This window comes from Microbacterium candidum (genome assembly GCF_030315975.1).
Classification (GTDB): Bacteria; Actinomycetota; Actinomycetes; order Actinomycetales; family Microbacteriaceae; genus Microbacterium; species Microbacterium candidum.
Genome location: NZ_JASXSZ010000001.1, coordinates 1,328,724 through 1,355,707, shown reverse-complemented (window position 1 = coordinate 1,355,707; position 26,984 = coordinate 1,328,724). Strand labels below are relative to the sequence as shown.

The following is a 26,984-nucleotide window of genomic DNA, read 5'->3' as shown; positions in this document are numbered from 1 at the left end:
CGCCACGACGAAACGGGACCGGCGAACCTCCCACCCCGCATCCCCATCCCCACCCCGCCTCCCCAACGTGCGCGGGAGCCATAGGATCGCGGGCATGGTCGAGAGCAATGCGAGGCCCGTCGCGATCGTCACCGGCGGGTCGCGCGGGATCGGTGCGGCGATCGCCCGCCGGCTCGCCGGCGACGGGTGGGATCTCGTGCTGACGTATCGAACGGATCGGGATGCGGCGGACCGCATCGCGACGGAGTGCCGTGCTGTCGGCGCGGACGCCGTCGCAGTGGCAGCCGATCTCGGCGGGGCATCCGACGACGCCGTGGAAGCACCCTTCGCCGCCGCGCGCGAACGGTTCGGGCGTCTCGACGCGCTCGTGAACAACGCCAGCACGACGACGCGCTACGCACCGCTCGCCGACACGCCCCCGGACGAGATCCGGACGACGATCGACCTCGACTACACCGCCGTGGTGCTCGGCGCGCGGCTCGCGGTGCGCGAGTTCACGTCACAGGAGCGTCTCGGCGTCATCGTCAACATCTCCTCCGGCGCGGCGACGATCGGCAGCCCCGGCGAGTACGCGCACTACGCGGGCGCGAAGGCCGCGGTCGACGCGTTCACGATGGGGCTCGGGAAGGAGGTCGGCCCGCTCGGCATCCGCGTGGTCGCCGTCGCACCGGGGCTCGTCGACACCGACCTGCACGCGTCCACGGGGGACCCCGACCGCGCCGCCCGTATGGCCGCCGACATCCCGCTCCGCCGCACGGCGGAGGCCGGCGAGATCGCCGACGCCGTCGCGTGGCTGCTGAGCGACGAGGCGGCCTACGTCACCGCGACGACGCTCCGCGTCGCGGGAGGTCGGTGAGCGCCCACGCCGGTCACACGCCGGGACGGAGGCCGCAGCATCCCTAGACTCGAAGCATGAGTGCTTCCGGCGGCGGCAAGGCGATCCTCGCGGCGTTCCTGGCGAACCTCGGCATCGCCCTGGCGAAGATCATCGCGTGGCTCGTGTCCGGATCGGCCTCGATGATGGCCGAGGCCATCCACTCGCTCGCCGACAGCGGCAACCAGGTGCTGCTCATGTTCGGCGGGCGCCGCTCGCGACGCGAAGCCGACCGCGAGCATCCTTTCGGCTACGGCCGCGAGCGCTACATCTACGCGTTCCTGGTCTCGATCATCCTGTTCTCGGTCGGCGGCCTCTTCTCGATCTACGAGGGCGTCGACAAGATCATCCACCCGCATGCGCTCGAGAACTGGTGGATCCCGATCGGCGTGCTCATCATCGCCATCGTCCTCGAGTCGTTCTCGCTGCGCACCGCGGTCAAGGAGTCGAACGAGCACCGCGCGCCCGGGCAGTCGTGGGTCGGCTTCGTCCGCCACGCGAAGGCGCCCGAGCTGCCGGTCGTCCTCCTCGAGGATGTCGCGGCCCTCACAGGCCTCGTGTTCGCATTCCTCGGCGTCGGCCTCACGGTCATCACCGGCAACTCCCTCTTCGACGCGATCGGGACGCTGTTCATCGGGTCTCTGCTGGTGCTCGTGGCGATCGTCCTCGGCATCGAGACGAAGAGCCTCCTCGTCGGCGAGGGTGCGACGGATGCCGACGCCGACCGCATCGTGGACGCCATCAACGGCGGCGCGGAGATCGAGAAGATCATCCACATCAAGACGCTGTACCTCGGCCCCGACGAGCTCATGGTCGCTGCGAAGCTGGGCTTCGCGGGCGACCGGGCGCTGAGCGTCGTCGCCGCCGACATCGACGCCGTGGAGGCCCGCATCCGCGAGGCCGTCCCCGCCGCCCGCGTGATCTACCTCGAGCCGGACGTCTACCGTCCCGGCCTCGACCCCAGCCCCTCGACCGACGCGTTCGTCGTGAAATCGGAGAATTGATGGAGTTCTGCCTGTTCTCGGAGCCGCAGCAGGGCTTCTCCTACGACGAACAGCTCGCCTTCGCGCGCGCGGGTGAGGATGCCGGCTTCCACGGGTTCTTCCGCTCCGACCACTACCTCCGCATGGGCGCAGGCGACCCGCATCCCGGCCCGACGGACGCGTGGACCACGCTCGCCGGCCTCGCGCGCGAGACGTCGCGGCTGCGGCTCGGCACCCTCGTCTCGTCGGTCACGTATCGCGTGCCCGGCATCCTCGCGATCCAGGTCGCCCAGGTGGACGCGATGTCCGGCGGCCGCGTCGAGCTCGGGCTCGGCACGGGGTGGTTCGAGCAGGAGCACCAGGCCTACGGCATCCCGTTCCCCGCGAAGCGGTTCGATCTGCTCGAGGAGCAGCTGGCCATCGTCACGGGACTGTGGGCCGCCGACGCCCCCTTCTCATTCGAAGGCGAGCACTACTCGCTGACGGACGCCCCCGCGCTGCCCAAGCCCGTGCAGGAGCGCGTGCCGGTGATCGTCGGCGGCGACGGACCCGTTCGGACGCCCGCGCTGGCCGCCCGCTACGCGACCGAGTTCAACATCGGGTTCGAGTCGGAGGAGGTCATCGCCGCGGCGTTCGCCCGCGTGCGGGCCGCGTGCGGGCGGATCGACCGCGACCCCTCGACGCTGAAGCTCTCGGTGGCGCTTCCGACGCTGGCGGCGCCGGATGAGGCGACCCTGACGCGACGCGCGGGCGCCATCGGCCGCCCGCTCGACGCGTTCCGCGACGGCGTGAACATCGCGGGCGACGCCGACGTCATCCGCGCCAAGGTGGAGCGGCTCGAGGAGCTCGGCGCGGAGCGCGTCTACTTCCAGCTCATGGACATGCGCGACCTCGAGCAGGTCGCGTATCTCGGCGATGCCCTCGGTCTCTGAGCCCACCGGCTCCAGGGCGGGCCCTACGCCCGCCGCGACTCGAAGAACTCGCGCAGAAGCGCGGTCGCCTCATCCTCGCGCACCCCGCCGACGACCTCGGCGCGGTACGGCAGGCGGCGGTCGCGCACGACGTCGTACATGGAGCCCGCCGCTCCTGCCTTGTCGTCCCACGCGCCGAACACCACGCGCGAGACGTGCGCCTGCAGGAGCGCCCCCGCGCACATGAGGCACGGTTCGAGGGTCACGACGAGCGTGCAGCCCTCCAGGTTCCAGTCGCCTACGGATGCCGCGGCCTCCCGCAGCGCGACCACTTCGGCGTGCGCCGTGGGGTCGTGCGTCTGTTCGCGCAGGTTGCGTCCCTCGCCGACGAAGCGGCCGTCCGCATCCACCACGATCGCGCCCACCGGCACGTCGCCGGCCGCCGCGGCATCCCGCGCCAGCGCGAACGCGCGATCCATCGCGGCATCCATCGCCGCCTCGACCGCGGCGGACTCGCTACTCACCCTCCGACCGTAGCGCGCCGCCACACGCCGCGCCGGGGCCCGCTGCCCGATCGCCCCATCGAGCGCCGCGCCGATCGGTAATCTGTGCGTATGCGCGTCCACATCGCCGACCACCCGCTCATCACCCACAAGCTCTCGGTGCTGCGAGACGAGCGCACACCCTCGCCGGTGTTCCGCCAGCTCACCGAGGAGCTCGTGACGCTCCTCGCCTACGAGGCGACGCGCAACGTGCGGGTCTCGCCGATCGAGATCACGACCCCCGTGACGACCACGACCGGGGTGCGCATCAGCGAGCCGCGGCCGCTCGTCGTCCCGATCCTGCGCGCGGGGCTCGGGATGCTAGAGGGCATGGTGAAGCTCCTGCCGACGGCCGAGGTCGGCTTCCTCGGCATGGCGCGGGACGAGGAGACCCTGCAGCCGACGACGTACGCGGAGCGCCTGCCCGTCGACCTCAGCGACCGCCAGTGCTTCGTACTCGACCCGATGCTCGCCACGGGCGGATCGCTCGGAGCGGCGATCGACTTCCTCTTCAAGCGCGGGGCGCAGGATGTCACGGCCATCTGCATCCTCGCCGCACCCGAGGGCATCGCCGCCATCGAGCGTCAGGTCGGCGATCGCGACGTGACCCTCGTCCTCGGCGCGCGCGACGAGCGGCTCAACGAGAAGGGGTACATCGTGCCCGGACTCGGCGACGCCGGCGACCGCCTGTACGGCACGGTCTGATTCTCGCCGGCTCCAGGGTCAGGGGGTCGCGCGGCGGCCGGTCTCCTGCTCCCAGAACTCGAGCTGCTGCGTGAGCGCCTTCGCGAGTTCGAACACCTGCTCCGGGGGGATGCGGATGCGGCTCACGACGCGCGCCGGAACGACGGCGACGCGCTCGCCCGAGCTGGTGTCCTCGCGCGGAGGCTGCGCGAGCGTCACGAAGTCCATGACGAAGACGGCCGGCGTGTGCCACACGTTCGCGAAGTCGGCGTAGTTGCCGGCGACGATCTCGGGCGGGAGGTCGATCTCGAACTGCGGGGGAAGCTCGTCTGCCATGGGGCACTCCTCGTGCTGCAGGGGTCGGGCCGGGTGCGGCGAGTCTACGCGGGGACGGTGACCGTCAGGGCCGGTTCCGTGGCGGGCTGCGCGTCCTCCACGAGACGGGCGAAGGCGCTCAGCCGGGCCACGCCGTCCGGGGTGCGCGGCAGGTCGTCGAGGATCCCGGGCGCGAACACCACGTACGCGGTGTGCTTGGCGCGCGAGATGGCGACGTTGATGCGGTTGCGCAGGAGGAGGAACTCGAGGCCGCGCGGCGCATCCCGCCCGCTCGACGCTGCGAGCGAGACGATCGCCACGGCGGCCTCCTGGCCCTGGAACTTGTCGACGGTGCCCACCGGAACATCGCCGAAGCCGGCCGCCGCGAGCGCCTCCTCGACGAGCACCTGCTGCGCGTTGTAGGGCGTGACCACGATGACGTCGGACGCGCGCAGCGGGCGCGGCGGCACCGCCGCTTCGTCGACCACGTCCGTCCACGCCCGGCCCACGACGGAGCGGACGAGCTCGACGACGACCTCCGCCTCGTCCGGCGACGCGGTGGCGTTGCCGTGGTGGCGCACGGGGAGCGGGATGACGCCCGGTTCCACACCCTCGAGCGCGCGCAGCGCGGTCGACGGGTGCGCGGCCAGCTCCCCGTCGTAGGAGAGCCACGACACCGCCTCGGCGACGGCGGGATGCATCCGACGCGACTGCGCGAGGAAGAAGCCCTCCTCAGGGCCGACGACGTCGACGCCCTCCATGACCCACCCGAGCGCCGACGTGTCGACGGGAGCCGGATGCGTTCCCTGGCTGACCTGCGGCAACTGCTGAGGGTCGCCGAGCAGCAGCAGCCGCTTCGCCGCGAGCGACACGGCGATCGTCGAGGCGAGCGAGAACTGACCCGCCTCGTCGATCACGAGGAGGTCGAGGCCCCCGCGGGCGATGCGGGTCTCGTTCGTGAAGTCCCACGCCGTGCCTCCGACGACGAAGCCGGTGGCCGCGCGCTCCTCGGTGAAGGGGGCGAGGCCGTTCGGCTGCAGGGGCGTGAACGAGACGACGTCCGCCTCCGTCGCCCGCGGCACCTTGCCGACGAGGCTCCGGTCGAGCCCCGCCGCCACGACCCGGTCGAGCAGGTTCTCCACGACCGCGTGCGACTGTGCGACCACGCCGATCCGGTACTTCCGCTCGGCGACGAGCCGGGCGATCACGTGGGAGCCGACGTACGTCTTTCCCGTCCCGGGCGGGCCTTGCACGGGAAGGTAGCTCCGGTCGAGGTCGGCGACCGCCCGGGCGATCGCATCCACGTCGGCCTCCGCGCCGTACCGCGTCGCAAGGAACGCACCTTCGGTCGTGCGCGGCGGGCGGCGCAGCAGGATGTCGGTCGCGGGGTCTGACGGCATCTCCGGTGCGGCCTGGATGAGCGCGTCCGCCCACGCGTCGATGGCCTTCTGCAGATTCCCCGTCTTCGGCGGTGCGGCCGGGGCGAGGGCGACCGGGAGGTCGCTCCACGTCTCGCCGTCGATCGCGTACTCCTCCACGATCGCGCCGTCGTCGAGCTCCTCGACGACCGTCACCGAGCGCGGGGCGGTGTGGATCCACCGCGGCGACACCTCGGTCGCGAACGGCGCGGGCAAGTCGTACACCGCGTACGGCCCGCTCCCCTCACGCAACAGGGTGCCCGGTGCGAGCTCGCCCCGCAGTTCGACGCGGCGCCGGAACGTGCGGGAGCGCCCTTCATCGGGAATGTGCCAGTCGACGGCGACCCTGCTGCGCGCAGGATCGACGACGAGCGTGTCGCGCGTGTCCTCCCAGACCGACAGCGGCTCCCGCAGACGCTCGAAATGCCCGGCCCAGAACGTCTTCGCCTCGCGCGGGTAGTAGTCGATGGCGGCCGCCGCGAGCCGCAGCGCCTCCGCCTCGCGCTCGGGCGCCTCCGCCGCCATCTTCTCCAGGAACCCGGCGTGAGGTGACGGCTCGTACCGCGCCTCGGCCGGCTCGAGGTCGGCCGACGGCAGCAGGTTCGCCTCCCGTGCCCGGTCGACCAGCCAGTCGCGCAGGCGCCTCGTCGACACGCAGTCGTACCGGTTGTAGTCGGCGAGGTCGTCGAGGATCAGCTGGGCCGCGGCATCCTGCCCGTCGTCGGCGAAAGCGCGCGCCTCGACATAGCGCTCGATCGAGACGTCGCCCTTCTGGACGTCGCTCGTGCGCACCTCGTCGCCCATGTAGAGCGGCTCGAGCTTCTTGATCGAGTACGAGCGCGACCCCACCCGCAGCGCGCGCCGCACGATCGGGTACAGGTCGACGAAGACGCCCTCGCGCAGCAGCCGGTCGATGTCGCGCTCGCAGACGCCGTACCGCGCGGCCATCGCGACGAGGTGGGAGGTCTCGTACGGCGCGTAGTGGTAGATGTGCATCGCAGGGTGCTGCTGCCGACGCAGGTTCACGATCTCGACGAACGTCTCGAGTGCCTTCTTCTCGTCGGCGAACGAATGCGCCCACAGCGCCGTGTACTGCTCGCGCATGTCGACCCACCCGAACAGGTAGTCGATGCCCCAGACCGCCGGATCGGATTCGGTGTAGAGCGGATCGCCCTCGAAGTCGAAGAAGATGTCGCCGTGGTCGGGCCGTGGCAGCGCGCCGAGCGCCTGGGGCAGCACGACCTCGTACGTCGGGGCGATCGCATCCGTCACTTCGGAGCGCAGCTGCAGCCGCGCCTGCGTCTGCAGCATCGCGAACGTGTCGGGGTTCATCCGCTCGGGCCCGGCGGGCGCGTCGGCGAGCGCATCGATCGTGGCGATGCCCGCATCCCGCAGCCGCTCGCGCTGCACCGGGCGGACGCCTGCGACGAGGAGGAGATCGCGGGATGCCTCGACCTCTGCCGTGCACGTCGCACAGCGACCGCACGCGACGACGCCGAGCTCGCCGCGCGCATCGCCCCACGCGATGGCGGGGATTCCGTCACCGAGGTCGAGGCGGCGGTCGGCGACGAGGGCACGCAGGCGGTCGCGGCGCAGTCGGAAGGTGGGAAGGAGATCGTCGACCTGGTGGATGCTCGTCGTGCCGTCGCCGAGGAGGAGCTCCACGCGGTCGGCGCGCGGCACTCCGAGCCGGTCGAGCTGATCGACGTATGCCGCGAGCTGCATGAGCGCGGTGACGCGGGCGTGGCGGGCGAGCTTCGAGTCCTGCACGACCCAGGTGCCGGACGCGGGGTCGCGCAGCAGGAAGTCGGCGAACCCGACGAACTCGGGCGTCGCGAACGCCGCCTGGTAGACGACCGTGGCATCCGACGCCAGGGCAGCGTTCGTGAGTTCGACCGCGGCCGCGAGTGCCTCGGCATCCGACGACCGCGCCTGCGGGATCTCGACCACGCCGTCGCCGTACTCGGCGAGATAGCGCTCCAGGACACGTCGCTCGTGGGCGTCCCCGAGGCGGCCGGCGCGCGCGAGCGTGGCATCCTCCGGCTCTTCCACCGGGGCGACCCGACCGAGCTTCGCGTCGATCGCGCGCAACCAGGCGAACTCGCATTCGGCAGCGGCCTTGAGGTCGCTGGCACTCCAGACGATGCGACGTTCTGCCTCGATGAATCTCACCTTCTCGACAGTAGCCGGGGCCGACGACACCGCCGCCGGCGCGGACGTGATCCTTCGGTGCAGGCCGAAGCATCCCGGGGCTACTCTCACGCCATGAGCATCCTCGAAGACCCGGCGTACACGGTCGTCCCGGTTCCGCAGGCGACCTCGGGCGTCGCATGGCTGCGCGCGCACGTCGCCCGCTTCAGCGAGGGCGAGGACCACGCCCGGCGACGAACGCTCGCGGAGCGCCTGCTCGCGACGGTGGATGCGTCCTCCCTCCGCCGCCCGGGTGCCCCCACGGCGAACCTCGCGGCCGCGCTCGGATTCCCGCGCAATCGCGCGCTCGTGGCGGACGTCGCGCTCGTCGGCGCGGCCTACCAGCCCTACTTCGTTCAGTCGCAGGAGGCGGACGACGCCCTCGCCCGTCTCGTCGATCGCGCCGGCGGCCGATGGGACGAGGAGACCGCCGCCCGGATCGCGCTCCTCGTGCAGTCGCACCACGCCACGAACGCGCTGATCGCCGGGGCCCATCCGCCCGTGCCCGCGACACGGCGAATCTCGCCGAAAGGCGAGGAGGTGCAGGTCGACCTCACCGCGACCCCGTTCGGCGCCGGCCGGCACGCCTGTCCCGGCGAAGACCATGCGAGGGCGATGGCCGACGGAGCGCAGGCCTTCCGGCGGCTGCACGACGGCCCCGCACCGCTCGTGCTGCCGAACGCGTGGGATGCCGCATCCGCCGCCGCATTCGCCTCGGCCGGATTCGCCGCGATCGGCACGACGAGCCTCGGCGTCGCGGCCTCGCAGGGCCTGCCCGACGGCGAGGGGCTCCTGCTCGACGAGACGCTCGCCCTCGCGCGACGGCTCGCGACCCTCCCCGTCCCGGTCACCGTCGACATCGAGTACGGCTTCGGCGCGGATCTCGAGGAGTTGGGTGCCGAACTGTCGGCCATGGGGATCGCGGGCGTCAACCTCGAGGACGGACGTGGCAACGGCCTCGCCGACCCGGCGGAGCAGGCCGAGCTCATCCGCCGGCTGAAGGCGGATGCTCCCGAACTCTTCGTGAACGCGCGCGTCGACACGTACTGGGTCGGGACCGCGCACGACGAGACGCTCGGTCGCGCTCAGGCGTATGTCGACGCCGGGGCGGACGGTGTCTTCGTCCCCGGCCTCACTGATCCCACCGAGATCGAGCGGATCGTCGCGGCGGTGCCCGTTCCGCTGAACCTGCTCGCCGGGCTGCCCATCCCGCAGTTGACGGACCTCGGCGTCCGCCGCGTCAGCACGGGCTCGCTGCTGTTCCGCTCGGCGATCACCGCGGCGGTGGATGCGGCGCGCCGGGTGCGCGACGGCGGAGACCTTCCGGAGACGATGCCCTACGACACGGTCCAGGGATTGAGCGGGGCCTTCCGCTGACGCGACCGACCCGACGGTAGAAAGACACCGTTTCCTGGTAGAATGGTGCCGTGAGCCTCAACATCAAGAACGACGACGTGCACGAAGCCGTGCGCGAACTCGCGGATGCGCTCGGGGTGAGCCAGACGTCCGCCGTCGAGATCGCTGTGCGGGCGAAGCTCGCCGAGCTCGACAGCAGACGGGATGCGCGCGTCGCCCGCCTGCGCAGCACGGTCGCCACCGCGCAGGCTGCCTTTGCAGACGTCGACCTGCGCACTGTGGAAGCGGACCTCTACGATGAGGCAGGACTCCCACGGTGATCGTCGACACGTCGGCGCTCATCGCGCTTCTGAAGGCCGAACCGCACGCGCCGGCGATTCTGGCGGCGTTCGAGGGCGACGGCGACGCGGCGATCTCCGCCGCGACCCTCCTGGAGGCCTCCATCGTGGCAGATGGCTCGCGCGATCCTGTGCGGTCCGCACGCTTCACCGCGCTCCTCGACGCGCTCGAGCTCGAGGTCGTCTCGTTCGACGCCGAGCAGGCCGATGTCGCGCGCCGCGCCTACCGCGACTACGGGCGCGGGTCCGGGCATCCGGCCGGGCTCAACCTCGGAGACTGCTTCGCGTATGCACTCGCCACGACGCGGCGTGACTCTCTCCTCTTCGTGGGTGACGACTTCACCCGCACCGATCTCAGCTCGGTCCTGCCCGACCCTCGTCCGACGGCCTGACCCACCGGACCGCGATCCCGCCCCGTGCCTGACGGGGCGCAGTGCCAGACTGGACGGATGAGCCTCGCGTACGACAGCGCCTACCGGCACGGGTTCGCCCGCGTCGCTGCCTGCACGATCCCGGTCGCGATCGCCGATCCGGCGTCCAACGCGGAGGCCGTGCTCACGGCGGCGCGCGAGTGCGATCGGGATGCGGTGGCCGTCGCGGTCTTCCCCGAGCTCTGCCTCACGGGCTACGCGATCGACGACCTCGTGATGCAGGACGTCGTGATCGACGCCACCGTGGCCGCGATCGAGCGGCTGGTCGAGGCATCCCTCGATCTCATGCCGATGCTCATCGTCGGAGCCCCCCTGCGCCACCGGAACCGGCTGTACAACTGTGCCGTCGTCATCCATCGCGGCGAGGTCCTCGGGGTCGCGCCCAAGTCGTACCTGCCGACGTACCGCGAGTTCTACGAGCGCCGCTGGTACGCGCCGGGCGACGATCTGGCCGGCGACGACATCACCATCGGCGACCGGCAGGCGCCCTTCGGTCCCGACCTCCTCTTCCGCGCGCTCGACGTGCCCGGCCTCGTCGTCCACGCCGAGGTGTGCGAGGACATGTGGGTCCCCGTCCCTCCGTCGTCGCCCGCCGCGCTCGCCGGCGCCACCGTGCTCGCGAACCTCTCCGGCAGCCCGATCACGATCGCCCGGGCGGACGACCGGGCGCTCTTGTGCCGCGCGCAGTCGCTCCGTGCGAACGCGGCGTACGTGTATGCGGCCGCGGGGCTCGGCGAATCCTCGAATGATCTCTCGTGGGACGGCCAGACCATGGTCTTCGAGGCCGGCGACCTGCTCGGCGAGACCGAGCGGTTCCCCGACGGACCGCGGCACACCGTGGTCGACGTCGACCTCGATCGCCTCCGGCAGGAGCGCCTGCGCCAAGGCACGTTCGACGACAACCGTCGCGCGGTGCAGCCGGAGGCGCGCACAGTGCATTTCCGGGTGAACCCGCCGGTGGGCGACATCGGGCTGCGCCGCATCCTCGACCGCTTCCCGTTCGTCCCCGACGACCCCGCCCGGCTGGCGCAGGACTGCTACGAGGCGTTCAACATCCAGGTGTCCGGACTCGTGCAGCGGATGCAGGCCATCGGCAATCCGAAGCCCGTCATCGGCGTCTCGGGCGGCCTCGACTCGACGCACGCGCTCCTCGTCATCGCACGCGCGATGGACCGGCTCGGCCGCCCGCGCAGCGACATCCTCGCCTACACGCTGCCCGGTTTCGCGACCTCCGACCACACCAAGTCCAACGCCATCGCGCTCGCCGAGGCCATGGGAGCGTCGATCGAGACGATCGACATCACCGAGCCCGCCACCGCGCTGCTGCGCGGCATCCATCACCCGTTCGCGGACGGCGAGCCGGTGTACGACGTCACGTTCGAGAACGTGCAGGCCGGAATGCGGACCGACCTGCTGTTCCGCCTCGCGAACCAGAACGGCGGGATCGTCATCGGTACGTCCGACCTGTCCGAGCTCGCTCTCGGGTGGGCGACGTACGGAGTCGGCGACCACATGAGCCACTACGGCGTCAACGCCGGCATCCCGAAGACGCTCATCCAGCACATCATCCGCTGGGTCGTGTCGCACCGGGAGGGCGTGTCCGACGAGGCGGCGGTCATCCTGCAGGCGGTGCTCGACACGGAGATCAGTCCCGAGCTCGTCCCGCCCGGCGCCGATGGCGCGGTGCAGTCCACCGAACAGTCCATCGGCCCGTACGCCCTGCACGATTTCACGCTGTTCCACGTGCTCCGCCGAGGCTGCCGGCCGACGAAGATCGCGTTCCTCGCCGAGCACGCGTGGCGGGATGCTGCGGCCGGCGAGTGGCCGCCCGGGTATCCGGCGAAGGACCACCGCGCGTACGACCGCGAAGAGATCGTGACCTGGATGCGGGTCTTCCTCAGCCGCTTCTTCGGTTTCGCGCAGTTCAAGCGCTCGGCGCTGCCGAACGCGCCGAAGGTCTCCCCCGCGGGCTCCCTGTCGCCGCGCGGCGACTGGCGCGCGCCGTCGGACGGCAACGCGCGGGCGTGGCTCGCGGAGCTGGATCAGGTGCCTCTCCTCGGAGACTCCGACCTTCTCGGAGATCCCGCCTCGGAGGGCTGACATGGCGCGCACTGCGACAGTCGTCGGCAGCGGTCCCAACGGGCTCGCCGCGGCCGTCGCGCTCGCCCGCGGCGGATACGACGTGCAGGTGCTCGAAGCCGCGCCCATCGCGGGCGGCGGCGTCAGCAGCGCGGAGCTGACGCTTCCCGGGTTCATCCACGACGTCTGCTCCGCCGTGCACCCGGTCGCCCACAGCTCGTCATTCATGCGCGCCTTCGGGCTCGACCGCATCGAGTGGATCCGGCCGGAGATCTCGTTCGCGCATCCCCTCGACGGCGGACGCGCAGCCGTCGCATGGCGCGACCTCGAGCGCACCGCCGAGGGACTGGGAGCGGACGCGCGCGCGTGGCGCGCGGTCGCGAGGCCCCTCAACCGGCACCTCGAGGGCGTCGCCGATTTCACCGGACACCAGCTGCTGCGGATGCCGCGGCATCCCGTCACCACCGCGAGATTCGGGATGCGGGCGCTTGAGCTCGGCACCCGGCTCGGACATACGACGTTCCGCACCGAGGAAGGCGCGGCCTTGTACGCCGGGGTCGCCGCGCACGCGAACACGCCGCTGCCGTCGCTCGGAGCCGCGGGGTCCGCGCTGCTGCTCATCGCGCACGCGCACTCGATCGGATGGCCGTATCCGCGCGGCGGTGCCCAGCGGATCGCCGACGCGCTCATCGCGGATCTCGAGGCGCACGGCGGGGTCGTCGAAACGAGCCGCCGCGTGAGGTCGCTCGAGGAGCTCGACGACGACCTCGTCCTCCTCGACACGTCGCCGCGGCTGCTGCTGACTCATCCCGACCTCCCCTCGTCCTACGCCCGCGCCCTCCGGCGATACCGGTACGGACCGGCGGCGGCGAAGGTCGACCTGGCGTTGGACGGACCGGTGCCGTGGACGAATCCGGATGTTGCGGCGGCGCCCACCGTGCATGTGGGCGGCACGCGGCAGGCTGTCGAGGCGAGCGAGAACGCCGTCGCCCGGGGGCGCGTGACCGCGAACCCGTATGTGCTCGTCGTGCAGCCCTCGGTGCTCGACCCCACGCGCGCTCCGGCGGGGATGCAGACGCTGTGGGCCTACATCCACGTGCCGCTGTCGTCGCCGCTCGACCCCACCGAGCTCGTCCTCCGCCAGCTGGAGCGTTATGCGCCGGGCGTACGCGATCGCGTGCTCGCGTCGCACGCGACCCCCGCATCCGAGCGGGCGACGCTGAATCCGGCGGAGCTCGGCGGAGACATCCTGGGCGGCTCGTTCACACTCGCGCAGGCGGTGCGCCGACCGGTGATCTCGCGCACGCCGTGGCGCACCCCGCTGCCGGGCGTCTACCTCGCGTCGGCGTCGACCCCGCCCGGCCCCGGCGTGCACGGCCTCGCCGGCTGGTGGGCGGCGCGCCAGGCGATGCACGACGCCGGCGAACACGTCGAGCTGGGCGACCTGTTCTGGTGACGATGTGGACGGGTTCGCGGCCGTCGACTTCTTCCTCGCTCGCGAGGTGCTCCAGCGCGGGATCGCTGCGCTGTACGCCATCGCCTTCCTCTCGTCGTGGAACCAGTTCCCGGCGCTCCTCGGCGAGAAGGGGCTGCTGCCGGCGCCCGCTCTTCTGAGGTGGGCTTCGTCATCGACACGGGCGGCCCGGATGCTGCGCCCGACCGTCTTCCGCTCCTGGCGCTACACCGACCGGCGGCTCCGTCTGCTGTGCGCCCTCGGCATGGTCGTCGGCCTGGCGCTCGTCACCGGCATCCCCCAGCTCGGACCGCCGTGGGTGCCGGCCGTGTGCTTCCTCGCCCTGTGGCTCGGGTATATGTCGATCGTCTCGATCGGGCAGACGTTCTACGGGTTCGGCTGGGAGATGCTGCTGCTCGAGGCCGGATTCCTCGCGGCCTTCCTCGGGTCACGCGACCAACCGCCGCCGACGGTCGTCACCGTGCTGTTCTGGTGGCTCGTGTTCCGTCTCGAGTTCGGCGCCGGGATGATCAAGATCCGCGGCGGCAGGGAGTGGCGCGATCTCTCCGCGCTCACGTACCACCACGAGACCCAGCCGATGCCGGGCCCCCTCAGCCGTCAAGCGCACCTGCTGCCGCGCTGGTTCCACCGCGGCGAGGTGCTCGGCAACCACTTCGCTCAGTTGGTCGTGCCGTGGTTCCTCTTCGTGCCCCTCCTCGGCCTGTGGGTGGCGAGTCCATGGCCCTACATCGTCGGGGATGTCGCCGCGGCGATCGTCATCGCGACGCAGCTGTGGCTCATCGTCACGGGCAACTTCGCCTGGCTGAACTGGGCGACGGTCGTACTGGCGTTCTCGGCGGTGTCGGTGCCCTTCGCCGCTCGGATCCCCGGCTCGCATCCGGTCGCCGGCTCCCATCCGGTCCCCGAGCCCGTCGAGGGGTCGCTGCCGTTGTGGTGGCTCGTCGTGACCTGCGTCGTCGGGCTCGGGTACCTCGTGCTCAGCTGGTGGCCGGCGCGGAACCTCGCCTCGCGCCGGCAGCTCATGAACGCGAGCTTCAACCGCTGGCAGCTCGCGAACGCGTACGGCGCGTTCGGGACCGTCACCAAGGAGCGCATCGAGATCGTCGTCGAGGGAACCCTGTCGAATGCGACGGATGCCGAGTGGGTCGAATACGCCTTCAAGGGGAAGCCCGGAGACGTGCGTCGCCTGCCCCCGCAGGTCGCGCCGTACCACCTGCGCCTCGATTGGCTGATGTGGTTCCTGCCCCTCGGCGGGCTGCGGAGGCTCGACGATCCGTGGTTCGAGGCGTTCCTCGCAGCGCTCCTGCGGGCGGATGCCCCGACGCTCCGGCTCATCGCCCGGGACCCGTTCGACGGCACGCCGCCCGCATCCGTGCGTGCCGTCGCGTACCGCTATCGGTTCTCGACCCGCGCGGAGTACCGCGTCTCGCGCGAACGGTGGCGGCGGACGCGGTTGGGGGTGGTCGTCGGTCCGGCGCGGCTGCGCTGAGCAGCCGCATCCCTCTCCCCTGGCTCGACCGCCGAGGCCGCTCTCGTTCCCCTTGCACTGTGGATCGAGCACGGTCCCGGCGGAGCCGGGGAGTCCTGAACCCCGGGGGCCTCCCCAGTCGGTCCCCGCGGGTCAGACAGCGTCGGTCAGGACTCGCCGGTCAGGATGCCCATTGGGACGCCGTCCACGTCACGCCGGCCAGGTGCCCCTGGCCCGTGAGCGAGGGGTGGAAGTAGTCGCGCGTCGAGATGTCCGAGGTCGTGAACTGATAGTTGTAGACGGCGCCCTTGTCGTACGTGCAGTTGACCGCCGCTGTGCACTCGGCGAGGAGTGCTGCGTTGTAGGCCTGGACCTGTGCCTCGACGGCATTGCGCCGCGCGGTGTCTGCCGGCGAGGTGCTGCCCGGGTTCGCGAGCATCGACTGGCAGATGCCGAGGATCGACCACCAGAACCGAGCGCCCCAGTTGTTCCTGTTGAGGTTGTACATCCGCAGCAGGCTCGGCACGCTCGCGACGAAGACCTGCGGGCGAACGGTGCTGCCGGCGAGGGCGGCGAGCGCCTGGTGGATCCGGGCCTGGTACGTCGCCGTCGGCGTCATGCCGGCGACGGTCGAGGTGCACGCGTCGTTGGCGCCCATCTCGATCGTGACGTATTGGGCCCCCTGGGCCGCGGCTGCGTTCGCCTGTCCGAGAAGATCGGCGGACGTCGCGCCGGACACGGAGTCGTTGAAGGCGGTGATCGCGATGTTGTACTTCGCCTTCAACCGCAGATACTGCGAATTGACCGTCGTGTTGGTGCCTGTGGACCAGCTGTTCGCCGGACACGCCGTGAGCGTGCTGCAGGTCATCGCGGCCTGCGAGATCGAGTCGCCGAGCGCGGCCATGCTGCTCGGCGGGGGTGGCGCCGCGGAGGCGGACGAGGCCGAGAAGAGCGCCCCGGCGACGAGGGCCGCGGCGGCCGTGATGGATGCGACGGTGCGTGAGATGCGCATGATGACTCCCCAGCGATCAAATGCGAACTGCGCCGCAGGATACACCCGCGTATCGAAGCGCAACAGGGGGTCTTCGTGCGGGCCTGACGGGGCTGTGCGACCGGATTCCACGGTCTGTGCGGGGCGACTCCGGCCGCTGTGCACGGTCGATGCCGGGGTACCGCGCGCACTGTGATTCAGCCCGGTATCGACGCGCCCTGGAGGATGCGGCTCGGCCCCTGCGGCGTCGCCTCGACGCGCAGCTGCGCGGGCACCTGCTCCTTCATGGCCTCGACGTGGCTGATGATCCCGACGGTGCGCCCGCCCTGGCGCAGCTCGTCGAGGGTGCGCATCGCGAGGTCGAGGGTCTCCGCATCCAGCGACCCGAAGCCCTCGTCGATGAAGAGGGTGTCGAGCCGGATGCCTCCCGCGTTCGCTGTCACGGCCTCGGCGAGACCCAGCGCGAGCGCGAGCGATGCGAGGAACGTCTCCCCGCCGGACAGCGACTGCGGCGGGCGCGCCTGCCCCGTGAACGAGTCCATGACCTCGATCCCGAGCCCCGAGGCGGTGCGCCGGCGCGCGAGGGCATCCGTGTGCTGGAGCCGGTAGCGCCCGGCGGACATCTCGGACAGGCGCAGGTTCGCGCGCTCGACGATCTCCTCGAGCTCGGCGGCGAGCACGAACGTCTCGAGGGTCATGAGGTGCGTGTTGGGCGCACGACCTGCGACCGTGTGCGCCAGGCGCTGCACGACGGCCGCCCGTTCGGCGAGCTCCGCAGTGGCCGCATGCGCCGCATCCGCCTGCCCGACGAGGTCGCGGAGCGACCGGGCCGTCTGCTGCGCCTCGATCGCCGCCGACACCGCGCGGTCCCACGCGTCGCGCGCGACCGCGGCGGCGCGTTCGGATGCGGCCGGGTCGAGCTCCGCTCCGTCGTCGGCGGCGAGCGCGAGCTCCAGTTCGAGCAGGCGCGCCTTCTCCCCCTCGAACGCGATCTCGTGCGCACGGATGCGGGCGTCGAGGGCCGCGCGGACGGCACCGTCGCGGAAGGCCGCCCGAACCGCGCCTGCGGGGTCGTCGGGGTCGTCGGCTTCGGCGGGCTCGGCGGCTTCGTCGGGCTCGGCGAAGACGGATGCCGCGATCCGCGCATCGCGCTCTCCGATCGCGGACGCGAGCTCGGCGATACGGGACGCCCGTGCATCGATGGCTGCCGCGAGCGACTGAGCCGCATCGCGGAGGGCCGTCGCCGCGGCGACCCGGGCGGCGACGGACTCGGCGTCACCGCGTGCTTCCTCCACCGTGACCTCTGCTTGCGTGAGCGTCGTCTGCGCCGCAGAGAGTTGCGCCCGGGCGTCGGTGAGTCGCATGACTGCGACTTCGCGTTCTGCTGCCGCCGCCGCATCCTTCGCCACAAGCCCATCGCGCTCGGCGACCGCGGCGATGCGCTTCTCGGCGGCCGAGCGAGCAGCGGCGAGCGTCGCCGTCTGCGTCACCTTGCGCGCTCCGAGGGTCTCGACATCGTCGCCGCCGGCGCGGGCAGCGGCCTCACCGTGCGCGGTGCGTGCCGCGCGGGCGGTTTCTGCGGCCGCGCGCTCGGTCTCGGACGCGGCATCCTTCGCCCGTTCGGCGTCCGCGAGGTCGCCGTCGGTGACCGGAACCGCGCCGGGGTCGGGCTGCGCCGGGTGCGGATGGTCGAGCGATCCGCACACCACGCACGGCTCGCCATCGACGAGGTCCGCCGCGAGCTCGCCCGCGTGCCCGTTCAGCCGGCGCCGCATCAGGGAGGCGAGCGCGGACGCGGCCGCGAGCGCCGCCTCGATCGCCGACGCGTACCTGGTCTCGGCGCTATGGAGGGTCGCCGCGAGAGTTTCGGCCTGCCGGGCGGCGACGAGGCGCACCTCGGTCTCGGCGAGGGCGGCTTCGGCCGGAGCGACGCCGGATGCATCGGCTGCGAGTCCATCGATCTGTTCGCCGAGGTCCTTCAGCAGAGCGGGGGTCGACGCCCGGTCGGTGTCGATGCCGGAGATCGTGGTCTCTGCGGCGGTCACGGCTCCCGCGGCCGCAGCCACGTCGCGACGCAGCGCGTCGAGCCGCTGTTCGATCGCCTGGGCGGCCGTCCAGAGGGCGATATCGCCCGTGAGACGTTCGGCGCGTTCGCGCAACGTGCCGGGATCGGGATGCGCCGCCGCATCGCCCGGGGCGCCGTCGGTTGCTCCCCCGTGAGCTCCCACGGATGCTCCGTCGCCGGCGGGCATCGCCGCCCATCGCGCGAGCGCGTGCTCTTCGGCGACGCGCGCCTGCGCGGCCGCGCCCTCGGCGCGTTCGGCGGCCGCGATGATGTCGCGGAGCTCCTCCGCGCGCGCGGCGCGGTCGAGCACGATCCGGTCGGCGGCGATCGCGGGCGCCTGCTCCTCGAGTGCTGCGAGCGCCGCGCGCGAGTGGTCGCGGGCTCCGCGCGCCTTGACACGCTCCTGCACCCCGATGTGCGCGGCCGTCGCGTCATCGGCCGCTGCCTTCGCCGCATCCCGCGCCAGCGCTGCCGTCTCGACGCGGTAGTCGGCTCGCGCGACCGCCCGGTCGTCGGCCGCGAGCCGCCCGACGACATCGGTCGGAACATCGCCCGCCGGCACGACGTCGTCGTTCCGCGCGAGGTCGTCGCCCCCCGGCGCATCGGCGTCGCCCAGCCCGTGCACCGCGACGAGGTGGTCGACCTGGTCGAGCAGTGTCGCGAGACGCACACCGCCATCTCCGAGCGCGCGGTCGGCGTCACGTCGGCGCTCCTCGAGCGCCTCTTGGTAGTCGGCGTAGCGCCGTGTGCCGAAGAGAGTGCGCAGGAGGGCCTGGCGCTCATCGTTCTTGGCGAGGAGGAACTGCTGGAAGCGCCCCTGCGCCAGCAGGATCACCTGGAGGAACTGGTCGCGCGTGAGCCCGAGCACCTCGTCGAGCGCGAGCCCGACGTCGCGCGGGCCGGAGGCGCGCGCCATCCATCCGCCGTCGACCCATTCGTCGAGCTGGGCGCGCTGTCCCTCCTTCGTGACGCCGTCGCCACGGCGCTTCGGACGCTCGTACTCCGGCGACCGCGTGATCTGCCAGCGTCCGCCGGACACCTCGAAATCGAGGACGACCTCGCTCGCGTCGTCGGGATCGCTGTGATCGCTGCGCAGCCTCTTGTCGCCGTCGGGGTACCGCGGCACGGAGCCGTACAGCGCGAAGCACACGCCGTCGAGGACGCTCGATTTGCCCGCGCCGGTGCGGCCGGTGAGGAGGAAGAGCCCGTCGTCCGCGAAGGCGTCGAAGTCGACGATCTGCCGTTCTCGGAAGGGGCCGAACCCCTCGAGCTCGAGTCGATGCAGCTTCACGCGGAGGCCTCCGCCACGACCCGTTCGTCGATGATCTCGCGGATGAGCTCGCGCTCGGCGTCGGTCACGCCCTCGCCGCCCCGCACGTGGGTGAGGAAGGCATCGATGAGCTCGACGTCGTCGCGGGCGCGGCTGACGCGCTCGGCGTAGGAGGCGCGGCCGTCGGACGGCCGGGCGGGAGGTGCGTGCGAGACCGTCGCGCAGAACGGGAAGCGCTGCTGCAGTGCCCGCATCGGCTCCAGCCGCGGCGTCGGGTCGGTGTACTCGGCGGCGACCCACGCGTTCTCGTACTCCGCGTACACGGGGTCGGACAGCAGGGCATCGAACGTGTCGTGCAGGGTCTTCAGCGGCCGCGGTACGGGCAGCTCGAGCCACTCGACGCCGGCGAGGCCCGCGGCATCCATCGTCACGAGCCACGACCCGCGCGGCTTGTTCTGCTCGCCGAAGCTGTAGTGCAGCGGCGCTCCCGCGTACCGCACGCGGTCTTCCAGCTGCTGGCGCCCGTGGATGTGGCCGAGCGCGACGTAGTCGGGTCCGTCGAAGGTGCGCAGGGGCACGACATCCAGCGTGCCCTGGCGGATCTCGCGCTCGACGCCGGGCGTCACCTCGACGCCGGCCGCGAAGCAGTGGGCGATCGCCACCGACCGCCCCGGCCGCGAAGCGAGGTCCTCCCGCACGAGCCCCATCGCGTGCGCCATCGTCTGCGCCTGCGTGCGCAGCTCGACGTCGGGCCACACGCTGCGCACGATCGCCGGCTCGAGGTACGGGATGCCGTAGAACCGCACGGGCCCGTCGGCATCCTCGATCTCGATCGCCCGCCCGACCGCGCGCGGGTCGGTGAGGACGTGGATGCCGTCGCGGAGCAGCTTCGCCTGGAACCCGAGCCGCGCGGCCGAATCGTGGTTCCCGCTCGTCACGATGACACGTGCGCCCGCGTCGCGGAGGGCCGCGAGCGCGTCGGTGAGCAGGGTGTAGCAGGCGGGTGCGGGGGCCGCCGAGTCGAAGACGTCGCCCGCGATCACGACGACGTCGACGTCGTGTTCGCGCACCTGGGCTGTCATCGCCTCGAGCACACCGCGCAGCGCATCGAGGGTCGCGTGCCCGTGGAAGGTGCGCCCGATGTGCCAATCGCCGGTGTGGAGGATCCGCATGCATTCAACGGTATGGTCGCCCTCCGACATCGCCAGGGCGACAGGCGGGGAACCGGCGCGCCCGTCGGCGGGGACGTTCAGGTCCGGATGCGGCTCACGCCTGCGCCTGCACCGCGCGCGGAGCGTATCGACCGCTGCGCTCGGCCCGGGCGCGCGCCTTCGCCGCCTCCTCCTCGCGGTTCTTCGGCGGTGTCACGGCGACGAGGTCCTCGATGAGGTGGCCCGTGATGTGCGCGATCTCCGCGACGGCACGGTCGAAGGCGGCCTGGTTGGCCTTCGACGGCTTGGTCGTCCCCGAGATCTTGCGGACGTATTGGAGCGCCGCCGCGTGGACCTCTTCGTCGGTCGCGGCCGGCTCGAAATTGTGGAGGGTGTGGATGTTGCGGCACATGCTCCGAGGCTACGCTCGCGCTCCGGCATCCGGGCAGGACCGCGTCATCCGGGAATGTCCGACCCCCTGACTAACTTGAATCTCAGCAGGATCACACAAGATCAAGGAGACACGATGTTCGAGCTGTACGGGGTCGACGTCCGGTTCCACCAGGAGTCGACCTTCCGCGATCAGGAGATGCACATCACCGAGGTCCGCGCCCAGCGGCTGGTGCCTGAGATCGTCCGTCGCATGCACACGTGCGCCGGCCGTGTGCGCAGCGCGCTGCGCGCGAGCAACGGCTCGTGGGCGCGCCCCATCGGCATCAGCTCGGGTCGCGCACGTCGCGCGGTCGCGGGCTGAGGCTCCGCCTCCACGAACGCCGTCAGGCGCTGCGGCGCTCGTGGAGGATGCCGGCTCGGTCGGGGTTCTTGTCGAACCACTCGGCGACGTACCAGCAGACCGGGATGACCTCGCGGTCGCCCTGCTCTTCGAGCTCGGCGACCGCGCGGTCCACCAGCTCTCCCGCGTAGCCGCGACCGCGGAACGTCGGGACGGTGAACGCGCGCGTCATCGCGACGGTGCTGCCGTTGTCGTTGTAGTCGAGGACGGCCACGAGCTGGTCGCCGTCGTGCAACGTATAGCGCGAGGCATCCTTCTCGTGGGCGAAGCGGAGCGTGGTCACCGCGACAGACTACGCCCGCGCCGACCCGTCACGGGTCGTCTCGGACGCGATGGCGGCCACCCATTCGTCGACGGCGCGCTGGCCGCGCAACTGCACAACGGGCACTCCCGCGGCGATGCGCGCCAGCATCCTCTCCCGGACGATCGGATGCTGCACCCACGCGAACCGCATGATGTTCTCGTCCGGATCCCATCGCAGCCAGGACGACACGCGCTCTCGATTGCCGTGCCACAGTTCTTCCCGCAGGATGCCGCGGCGCACCGTCCTGCGGATGACCCTGCGCATGACGGCGGGGCGCGAGTGGTCGATCCACACGAACGTGTCGGCGCCCCCGGGCGTGCCCGGGTCGAGGAGTCCATCGAGGCGACTCGTCCAGTTGCCGTCCGCGACCCAGCCGCCCGGGTTCCGTGAGGCGAAGTCGCGGACGATCGCGAGCGCCTCGTCGAGGTCGCGGAAGGTCCAGTCCGCATCCCAGAACACCGCGTCGAGGTCCAGGCGCGGCAGGCCGAGTTCCGCGGAGAGTCGCTCGGCGAGGGCGGTCTTCCCCGATCCCGAGATCCCGACGATCCGCAGTTTCACGACGGCGAGTATGCCACTCGATGCGTGCCGACGGCCTGAGCACGTCCCGACCCGGCGAGCGACGAACCGTGCATTTTGCGAGGGAAATGGAGAAATATGATGCTCGCGTCACATTTCGTCATGGACGGGCCGTGCAAGGTGTGCTATTTGACTCATACCGTCACGATCGGTCATAATCGGCGTCATGACTGACAACGCACGCACTCTGTCCGCCTGGGAGGCGAACGAGGCTGCCGGCCGCATGATGGCCGGTCGTGTTGTCATGTGCTGTCGAATGTGCAGCTGAGACGGTGACCACCGCCGGGCTCGCGCGCCGCGTCTGACCTGACGCTACGAGCTACTGCCGCGCCGAGCCCCCGAGACACCGGGAGTCCGCGCTCACCCGCGCGCCCGCGTGACTCGCATACCGCCCCCGATCCGACATCCGGGGGTCGCGCTCAACAGCATCCGAACCCGATGACATTCCGGGTTCCGCCTCAAAGGACAGCACTCCAATGACCACCGTTCTCGACGCTCCCGTCCGCACCGCCACCACGACGGGCAACGCCGCTCCCGCCGGCCTCCGCGAATACGCCGCCCTCACCGCCGCCACGCAGGGCCGCACCGCGCAGGACCTCGCGGCCGCCCGTGCCGCTGCTGCCCAGCAGGCCGCCGCCCAGCGCGCCGCCGCCCAGGCCGCGCAGCAGGCGCCGGCCGCCCCCGCCGCGGGTCGCAGCCTCCCCGCCGGCACCGCCCCGCGGGGCTTCGCCCTCTACGTCGGTCTCGACGAGGTGAAGGCCGCGGCATCCGGAGTCTCGCTCGGCGTCATCGTCGAGGCCCTGCGCCGCACGATCGCCGAGCTCGCACCGGCCGCGGAGACCTACGCGACCGTCGCCCTCGCCCCGGCGGGCGCCGGCGGACGCGATGTCGACGTCGTGCGTCTCGCGCTCCACGAGCCGAGTGCCGTCGCGCGCACCCAGCCGGACCCGGAGCCGGAGATCGAGGACGCCCCGGGCGTCGTCGTCGACATCTCGCGCAAGCGCGTCGTCATCGACGGGGAGTCGGCCGCCTTCACGTTCAAGGAGTTCGAGCTGCTGCAGTACCTCGTCCTTCGCGAGGGTCGCACGATCGAGCGCACCGAGCTCGTCTCGTCGCTGTGGCAGGGCGCATCCGACGAGGACGCCCCGGGCGAGCGCACGATCGACGTCCACGTCCGTCGTCTGCGGGCGAAGCTCGGCCGCTACGAGGACATCGTCCGCACCGTGCGCGGCGTCGGCTACCGCTTCGATCGGCACGCGGATGTCGTCATCCGCTACGGCCACGGCACCCCTTCGCCCGACCGCTTCTGAGCTGCGTCAGGCCGGCCTGAGCCAGCCGGCCGTTCGCCGACATCAGCGAACCGCGCCTGCACGGCCCGCGACGCCCCGCGCCTCGACCGGACGCGCTGACGTCGGAAGGAGAGCCCTCGACCGAGGCAGGGGATGTCCGCAGAGGATGTCCGCGGCCGGGTCTAGCGTCATGAGCGAGCCGAGGAGCGCACATGACCGACCGAGAAGGCACGAGCGCGGAGCACATCAGCGCGCAGCAGTTCCACGAGGCCCCGGGCACCGCGGGGTGGCACGTTCTGTATGGCGGCGCGCAGGCGATCTTCCCCACCGACTCGCTGCAGACGGGCGCGGAGTTCGCGCTGCGAGTGGCGGACGCCGCGGCTGAGCTCGACCGAGAGCCGGACATCGACCTGCGCCCGCACGCCGTCGCCGTGTGCACGGCGCGCAACCGACGCGGCCGGCTCGATCGCATCGACGCCGAGGTCGCACGGCGCGTGTCCGACGTCGCCAGCGGGATGGGTCTCGCCCCCGACGCATCGCGTCTGCAGACGGCCCAGATCGGCATCGCCCAGGCCGAGGGCGTCGACACGAGCGAATTCTGGCTCGCCGCGCTCGGCTACGAACGGGTCGACGACGTCCTCGCCGATCCGCTGCGCCGCGGACCACGGCTGTGGTTCTACGAGCTCGACAGACCGGGTCGCGGACGCACCCACATCGATGTGGCCGTCCCGAACGACCAGGGGGCGCCGCGGGCTGCGGCCGCCATCGCCGCAGGCGGGCGTCTGGCGATCGGCGACGACATCCCTGCGTGGTGGGGGCTCGCCTCGCCCGACAACCACAGCGTCGACATCGCTGCCTGGGGCGACGTGTCCGAGCAGGTGATGTGACGTGGCCGACGAGACGATTAGCGGGAAGACGTTCCACTCGGCTGTCGGCGTCGCAGAGTGGCGCGTGCTGTTCGCCGGCGCGATGGCGCATTGGCGCACGAACTCGCTCAGGGAGGGCGCCCGCTTCGCCGCCCGGATCTCGGCGGCCGCGGAAGAGCTCGGCCGTGATCCCGACGTCGACATCCGTCCACGAGACGTCGTCGTGACGACGCGTCGCCCCGACGGGACGCTCGACGAACGGGACCTGGCGCTGGCGCAGCGGATCTCGAGCATCGCGCGCGACGCCGGGCTCGAATCCGACCCGACGGTCCTGCAGGCGATGCAGATCTTCGTCGCGCAGGCGCCGGGTGTCGACGTGCGACCGTTCTTCGAGGCGGCGTTCGGCTACGAAGACCTCTACGACTCGGATGCCGTCGACCCGAACCGGCGCGGCATCCCGTTCGCCTTCAATCCCATCGCCCGCGCCGGACGCGGGCGCACGCACATCGATGTGTCCGTGCCCGCCGATCAGGCCGAGGCGCGCGTGCGGGCGGTCGTCGCGGCGGGCGGCCGCCTCGTCGACGACAGCCACGCGCCGATGTGGTGGACCCTCGCATCCCCCGACAACCATGGCGTCGACATCGCCGCGTGGGCCGACATCGACAACTGACGCCCGCGCACGCGGCGGATCCGGTGTCGGGTGCCGCGCGTATCGTGAGGACATGACCATCACGCCCGAGGCCTCCCGCGCCGGAGGGCCGCGGGGAGCCTCGCGGCGCACGGCCCCAGCGCCGCCGGCCGCGGGCCCGGTCGTCGAGACCGAGTACCGTCCGCGCGGCCCGCTGGATCTGCGCGCGACCGTCCTGGCGCACCGGCGCGGTCCGGGAGACCCCTCGATCGTCTCCGACGGCGGGGTGATCTGGCGTGCGATGCGCACGCCCGCAGGCGTAGCGACGATCGCCATCGCCGAGCGCAAGGATGCCGTCAAGGCCACCGCGTGGGGCCCCGGGGCGGAATGGGCGATCGCACAGCTGCCCGCGTTCTGCGGAGCCGACGACGATGCGACCGGGTTCGACGCGTCGTTGCATCCGCTCGTCGCCGACGCCCACCGGCGCAACCCCGGCCTGCGGATCGGTCGCAGCGACCTCGTCTTCGACGCCCTCGCGGGCTCGATCATGGAGCAGAAGGTCACCGGTCTCCAGGCGTTCGGGGCGTGGCGGCGCATCCTCCAGTGGTGCGGCGAGCGCGCACCCGGCCCGACACCGCGGCCGATGTTCGCTTCGCCCACCATCGACGGCTGGCGCGCGATCCCCTCGTGGACGTGGCATCGGGCCGGCCTCGAACCGCCGCAGTCGCGCACCATCGTCGCGGCCGCTGCGCGCGGTGCATCGATCGAGCGGGCGTTGGCCGGCGCATCCACCGGCTCCGAACGCGACCGCATCCTGACGAGCCTCGCCGGCGTCGGCCTGTGGACCTCGGCCGAGACCCGGATCCGCGCGCTCGGCGACCCCGATGCGGTGAGCGTCGGCGATTACCACCTCCCCCACGAGGTCGGGTACGCGCTGACCGGCGAGCGCACGGACGACGACGGGATGCTGGAACTCCTCGCCCCGTGGACGGGTCAGCGGCAGAGGGCGATCCGCCTCATCCTGGCGTCCGGCGTCCGCGAGCCGCGGCGCGGTCCGCGGCTGCATCCGGAGGACCATCGGACGCGCTGACCGCAGCATCGAATCCGCCCTCGGCTTAAGCCGTTGTGGATGTCGGACCCCCTGGGCACACTGATCCCTGTCCGCTCGTCACACGCGGGCGGCCCCTCCACCAGTCAAGGAGCACAACCGTGTCCATCCTCAACCCCTACATCTCCTTCAAGAGCAACGCCCGCGAGGCGATGGAGTTCTACCAGTCCGTCTTCGGCGGCACGCTCGATGTGTCGGTGTTCGGAGACATCCCCGGCATGGCGCAGGATCCCGCCGAGAACGACCTCGTCATGCACGCGCAGCTGACGACCGCCGACGGGTTCACGCTGATGGGCTCCGACACGCCGGAGCGGATGCCGTACTCCGCACCGACCGGCATCTCCCTGTCGATCAGCGGCGACGACGAGGCGAAGCTCGAGGGCTTCTGGAACGCGCTCGCCGTCGGCGGCGAGGTCACCATGCCGCTCGACACCCCGCCGTGGGGTGGGAAGTTCGGAATGCTGAACGACCGGTTCGGCATCGGCTGGATGGTGTCGGTCAACGCGGCCCCGGCGGCCTGACGCGCCCACTGTCCGACCCGCCGGCGATCCGGCGCCTCCCGTCGGTGCCCGAGTAGGCTCGCCTCATGACGACGCCATCGGGCACCGGCGGGCCCTCGACAGGCTGGCCGCGCGGCCGCACCCAGTGGATCATCGGCACGGTCGTGCTCATCGGGCTCGGCGTACTGGTCGGCGTGCTCCTGCACAACGTCCTGATCGGGCTGCTCCTGGCAGCTCTGGTTTCGATCGGCTGGATCATGGCGTTCGAGTCGTCGCGCGGCCGCAAAGTCGGCATGAACAAGCACAGCGGCGACCCGTTCGACGATTCCGACGACAACGGGGCTCAGCTGTAACGGAGGCTCAACACCGCCGCTCCGGGT

At 71.7% G+C, this 26,984-nt stretch carries 26 protein-coding genes; 17 read left to right on the top strand and 9 right to left on the bottom strand.

Annotated elements, in window-relative coordinates; genetic code table 11:
• The first annotated feature begins 94 nt into the window (after positions 1-94).
• From QSV35_RS06265 to QSV35_RS06255, 3 genes are read left to right on the top strand one after another with little or no spacing between them, the layout of a single operon-like run.
• Entirely contained in the window at positions 95-856 is a 762-nt protein-coding gene (locus tag QSV35_RS06265) for an SDR family NAD(P)-dependent oxidoreductase (RefSeq protein WP_286287767.1), read from the top strand.
• Between the two features lie 56 nt (positions 857-912).
• A complete protein-coding gene (locus tag QSV35_RS06260; RefSeq protein ID WP_286287766.1) occupies positions 913-1,878 on the top strand; it encodes a cation diffusion facilitator family transporter in 966 nt (321 codons plus the stop codon).
• Positions 1,878-2,789, top strand: a complete 912-nt coding sequence (locus QSV35_RS06255; protein ID WP_286287765.1) for an LLM class F420-dependent oxidoreductase — start codon at positions 1,878-1,880, stop codon at positions 2,787-2,789. Before QSV35_RS06260 ends, QSV35_RS06255 begins: the two co-directional genes overlap by 1 nt.
• Positions 2,790-2,812: 23 nt before the next feature.
• On the opposite strand, the gene QSV35_RS06250 is transcribed toward QSV35_RS06255, so the two are convergent.
• The gene (locus tag QSV35_RS06250; protein ID WP_419956820.1) at positions 2,813-3,247 is read right to left on the bottom strand and encodes a nucleoside deaminase; all 435 of its coding nucleotides are present in this window, start codon (positions 3,245-3,247) and stop codon (positions 2,813-2,815) included.
• A 135-nt stretch (positions 3,248-3,382) separates the two neighbouring features.
• Here QSV35_RS06250 and upp point away from each other — a divergent pair, with 135 nt between their 5' ends.
• A complete protein-coding gene (gene upp, locus QSV35_RS06245; protein ID WP_286287764.1) occupies positions 3,383-4,015 on the top strand; it encodes a uracil phosphoribosyltransferase in 633 nt (210 codons plus the stop codon).
• Between the two features lie 18 nt (positions 4,016-4,033).
• On the opposite strand, the gene QSV35_RS06240 is transcribed toward upp, so the two are convergent.
• Positions 4,034-4,330: a DUF3467 domain-containing protein gene (locus tag QSV35_RS06240; protein WP_286287763.1), complete on the bottom strand. Its 297-nt coding sequence runs from the start codon at positions 4,328-4,330 to the stop codon at positions 4,034-4,036.
• Positions 4,331-4,374: 44 nt separating this feature from the next.
• Positions 4,375-7,899, bottom strand: a complete 3,525-nt coding sequence (locus tag QSV35_RS06235) for a TM0106 family RecB-like putative nuclease (protein WP_286287762.1) — start codon at positions 7,897-7,899, stop codon at positions 4,375-4,377.
• A gap of 93 nt (positions 7,900-7,992) precedes the next feature.
• On the opposite strand from QSV35_RS06235, the gene QSV35_RS06230 reads away from it, so the two are divergent.
• The 6 genes from QSV35_RS06230 to QSV35_RS06205 are packed head-to-tail and all read left to right on the top strand — an operon-like array spanning position 7,993 to position 15,084.
• Positions 7,993-9,294, top strand: a complete 1,302-nt coding sequence (locus QSV35_RS06230; RefSeq protein ID WP_286287761.1) for an isocitrate lyase/PEP mutase family protein — start codon at positions 7,993-7,995, stop codon at positions 9,292-9,294.
• A gap of 50 nt (positions 9,295-9,344) precedes the next feature.
• Positions 9,345-9,593: a type II toxin-antitoxin system VapB family antitoxin gene (locus tag QSV35_RS06225; protein ID WP_286287760.1), complete on the top strand. Its 249-nt coding sequence runs from the start codon at positions 9,345-9,347 to the stop codon at positions 9,591-9,593.
• Complete coding sequence (locus QSV35_RS06220) at positions 9,590-10,003, top strand: type II toxin-antitoxin system VapC family toxin (RefSeq protein ID WP_286287759.1); 414 nt, start codon at positions 9,590-9,592, stop codon at positions 10,001-10,003. The genes QSV35_RS06225 and QSV35_RS06220 overlap by 4 nt, the downstream gene beginning before the upstream one ends.
• A gap of 57 nt (positions 10,004-10,060) precedes the next feature.
• Complete coding sequence (locus QSV35_RS06215; protein WP_286287758.1) at positions 10,061-12,142, top strand: NAD(+) synthase; 2,082 nt, start codon at positions 10,061-10,063, stop codon at positions 12,140-12,142.
• Between the two features lies 1 nt (position 12,143).
• Positions 12,144-13,577 carry a phytoene desaturase family protein gene (locus tag QSV35_RS06210; RefSeq protein ID WP_286287757.1) on the top strand — a complete coding sequence of 478 codons (1,434 nt, stop codon included), beginning with the start codon at positions 12,144-12,146 and terminating at the stop codon, positions 13,575-13,577.
• A gap of 4 nt (positions 13,578-13,581) precedes the next feature.
• Complete coding sequence (locus QSV35_RS06205; protein ID WP_286287756.1) at positions 13,582-15,084, top strand: lipase maturation factor family protein; 1,503 nt, start codon at positions 13,582-13,584, stop codon at positions 15,082-15,084.
• Between the two features lie 160 nt (positions 15,085-15,244).
• On the opposite strand, the gene QSV35_RS06200 is transcribed toward QSV35_RS06205, so the two are convergent.
• The 4 genes from QSV35_RS06200 to QSV35_RS06185 form a co-directional block, all read right to left on the bottom strand.
• Positions 15,245-16,075, bottom strand: a complete 831-nt coding sequence (locus tag QSV35_RS06200) for an SGNH/GDSL hydrolase family protein (protein WP_286287753.1) — start codon at positions 16,073-16,075, stop codon at positions 15,245-15,247.
• A gap of 176 nt (positions 16,076-16,251) precedes the next feature.
• Complete coding sequence (locus QSV35_RS06195; protein ID WP_286287751.1) at positions 16,252-19,410, bottom strand: AAA family ATPase; 3,159 nt, start codon at positions 19,408-19,410, stop codon at positions 16,252-16,254.
• Complete coding sequence (locus QSV35_RS06190; protein ID WP_286287749.1) at positions 19,407-20,561, bottom strand: exonuclease SbcCD subunit D; 1,155 nt, start codon at positions 20,559-20,561, stop codon at positions 19,407-19,409. Before QSV35_RS06190 ends, QSV35_RS06195 begins: the two co-directional genes overlap by 4 nt.
• Positions 20,562-20,655: 94 nt before the next feature.
• Entirely contained in the window at positions 20,656-20,952 is a 297-nt protein-coding gene (locus QSV35_RS06185) for a DUF2277 domain-containing protein (RefSeq protein WP_286287747.1), read from the bottom strand.
• A 114-nt stretch (positions 20,953-21,066) separates the two neighbouring features.
• On the opposite strand from QSV35_RS06185, the gene QSV35_RS06180 reads away from it, so the two are divergent.
• A complete protein-coding gene (locus QSV35_RS06180; RefSeq protein WP_286287745.1) occupies positions 21,067-21,294 on the top strand; it encodes a hypothetical protein in 228 nt (75 codons plus the stop codon).
• Between the two features lie 22 nt (positions 21,295-21,316).
• Here QSV35_RS06180 and QSV35_RS06175 read toward each other — a convergent pair whose 3' ends face one another.
• Positions 21,317-21,616: a GNAT family N-acetyltransferase gene (locus QSV35_RS06175; protein WP_286287743.1), complete on the bottom strand. Its 300-nt coding sequence runs from the start codon at positions 21,614-21,616 to the stop codon at positions 21,317-21,319.
• A 9-nt stretch (positions 21,617-21,625) separates the two neighbouring features.
• Entirely contained in the window at positions 21,626-22,195 is a 570-nt protein-coding gene (locus QSV35_RS06170) for a P-loop NTPase family protein (RefSeq protein ID WP_286287741.1), read from the bottom strand.
• A 494-nt stretch (positions 22,196-22,689) separates the two neighbouring features.
• Here QSV35_RS06170 and QSV35_RS06165 point away from each other — a divergent pair, with 494 nt between their 5' ends.
• The 6 genes from QSV35_RS06165 (at position 22,690) to QSV35_RS06140 (ending at position 26,957) form a co-directional block, all read left to right on the top strand.
• Positions 22,690-23,523: a winged helix-turn-helix domain-containing protein gene (locus QSV35_RS06165; protein WP_286287739.1), complete on the top strand. Its 834-nt coding sequence runs from the start codon at positions 22,690-22,692 to the stop codon at positions 23,521-23,523.
• Between the two features lie 191 nt (positions 23,524-23,714).
• Positions 23,715-24,389: a VOC family protein gene (locus QSV35_RS06160; RefSeq protein ID WP_286287737.1), complete on the top strand. Its 675-nt coding sequence runs from the start codon at positions 23,715-23,717 to the stop codon at positions 24,387-24,389.
• 1 nt (position 24,390) lies between these two features.
• The gene (locus QSV35_RS06155; protein ID WP_286287734.1) at positions 24,391-25,038 is read left to right on the top strand and encodes a VOC family protein; all 648 of its coding nucleotides are present in this window, start codon (positions 24,391-24,393) and stop codon (positions 25,036-25,038) included.
• Positions 25,039-25,090: 52 nt separating this feature from the next.
• Complete coding sequence (locus QSV35_RS06150; protein WP_286287732.1) at positions 25,091-26,086, top strand: DNA-3-methyladenine glycosylase family protein; 996 nt, start codon at positions 25,091-25,093, stop codon at positions 26,084-26,086.
• A 119-nt stretch (positions 26,087-26,205) separates the two neighbouring features.
• Positions 26,206-26,625, top strand: coding sequence for a VOC family protein (locus QSV35_RS06145; protein ID WP_286287729.1), 420 nt, complete (start codon positions 26,206-26,208; stop codon positions 26,623-26,625).
• A gap of 65 nt (positions 26,626-26,690) precedes the next feature.
• On the top strand, positions 26,691-26,957 hold the full coding sequence (locus tag QSV35_RS06140; protein ID WP_286287728.1) for a hypothetical protein: 267 nt from the start codon (positions 26,691-26,693) through the stop codon (positions 26,955-26,957).
• Positions 26,958-26,984 lie beyond the last annotated feature (27 nt).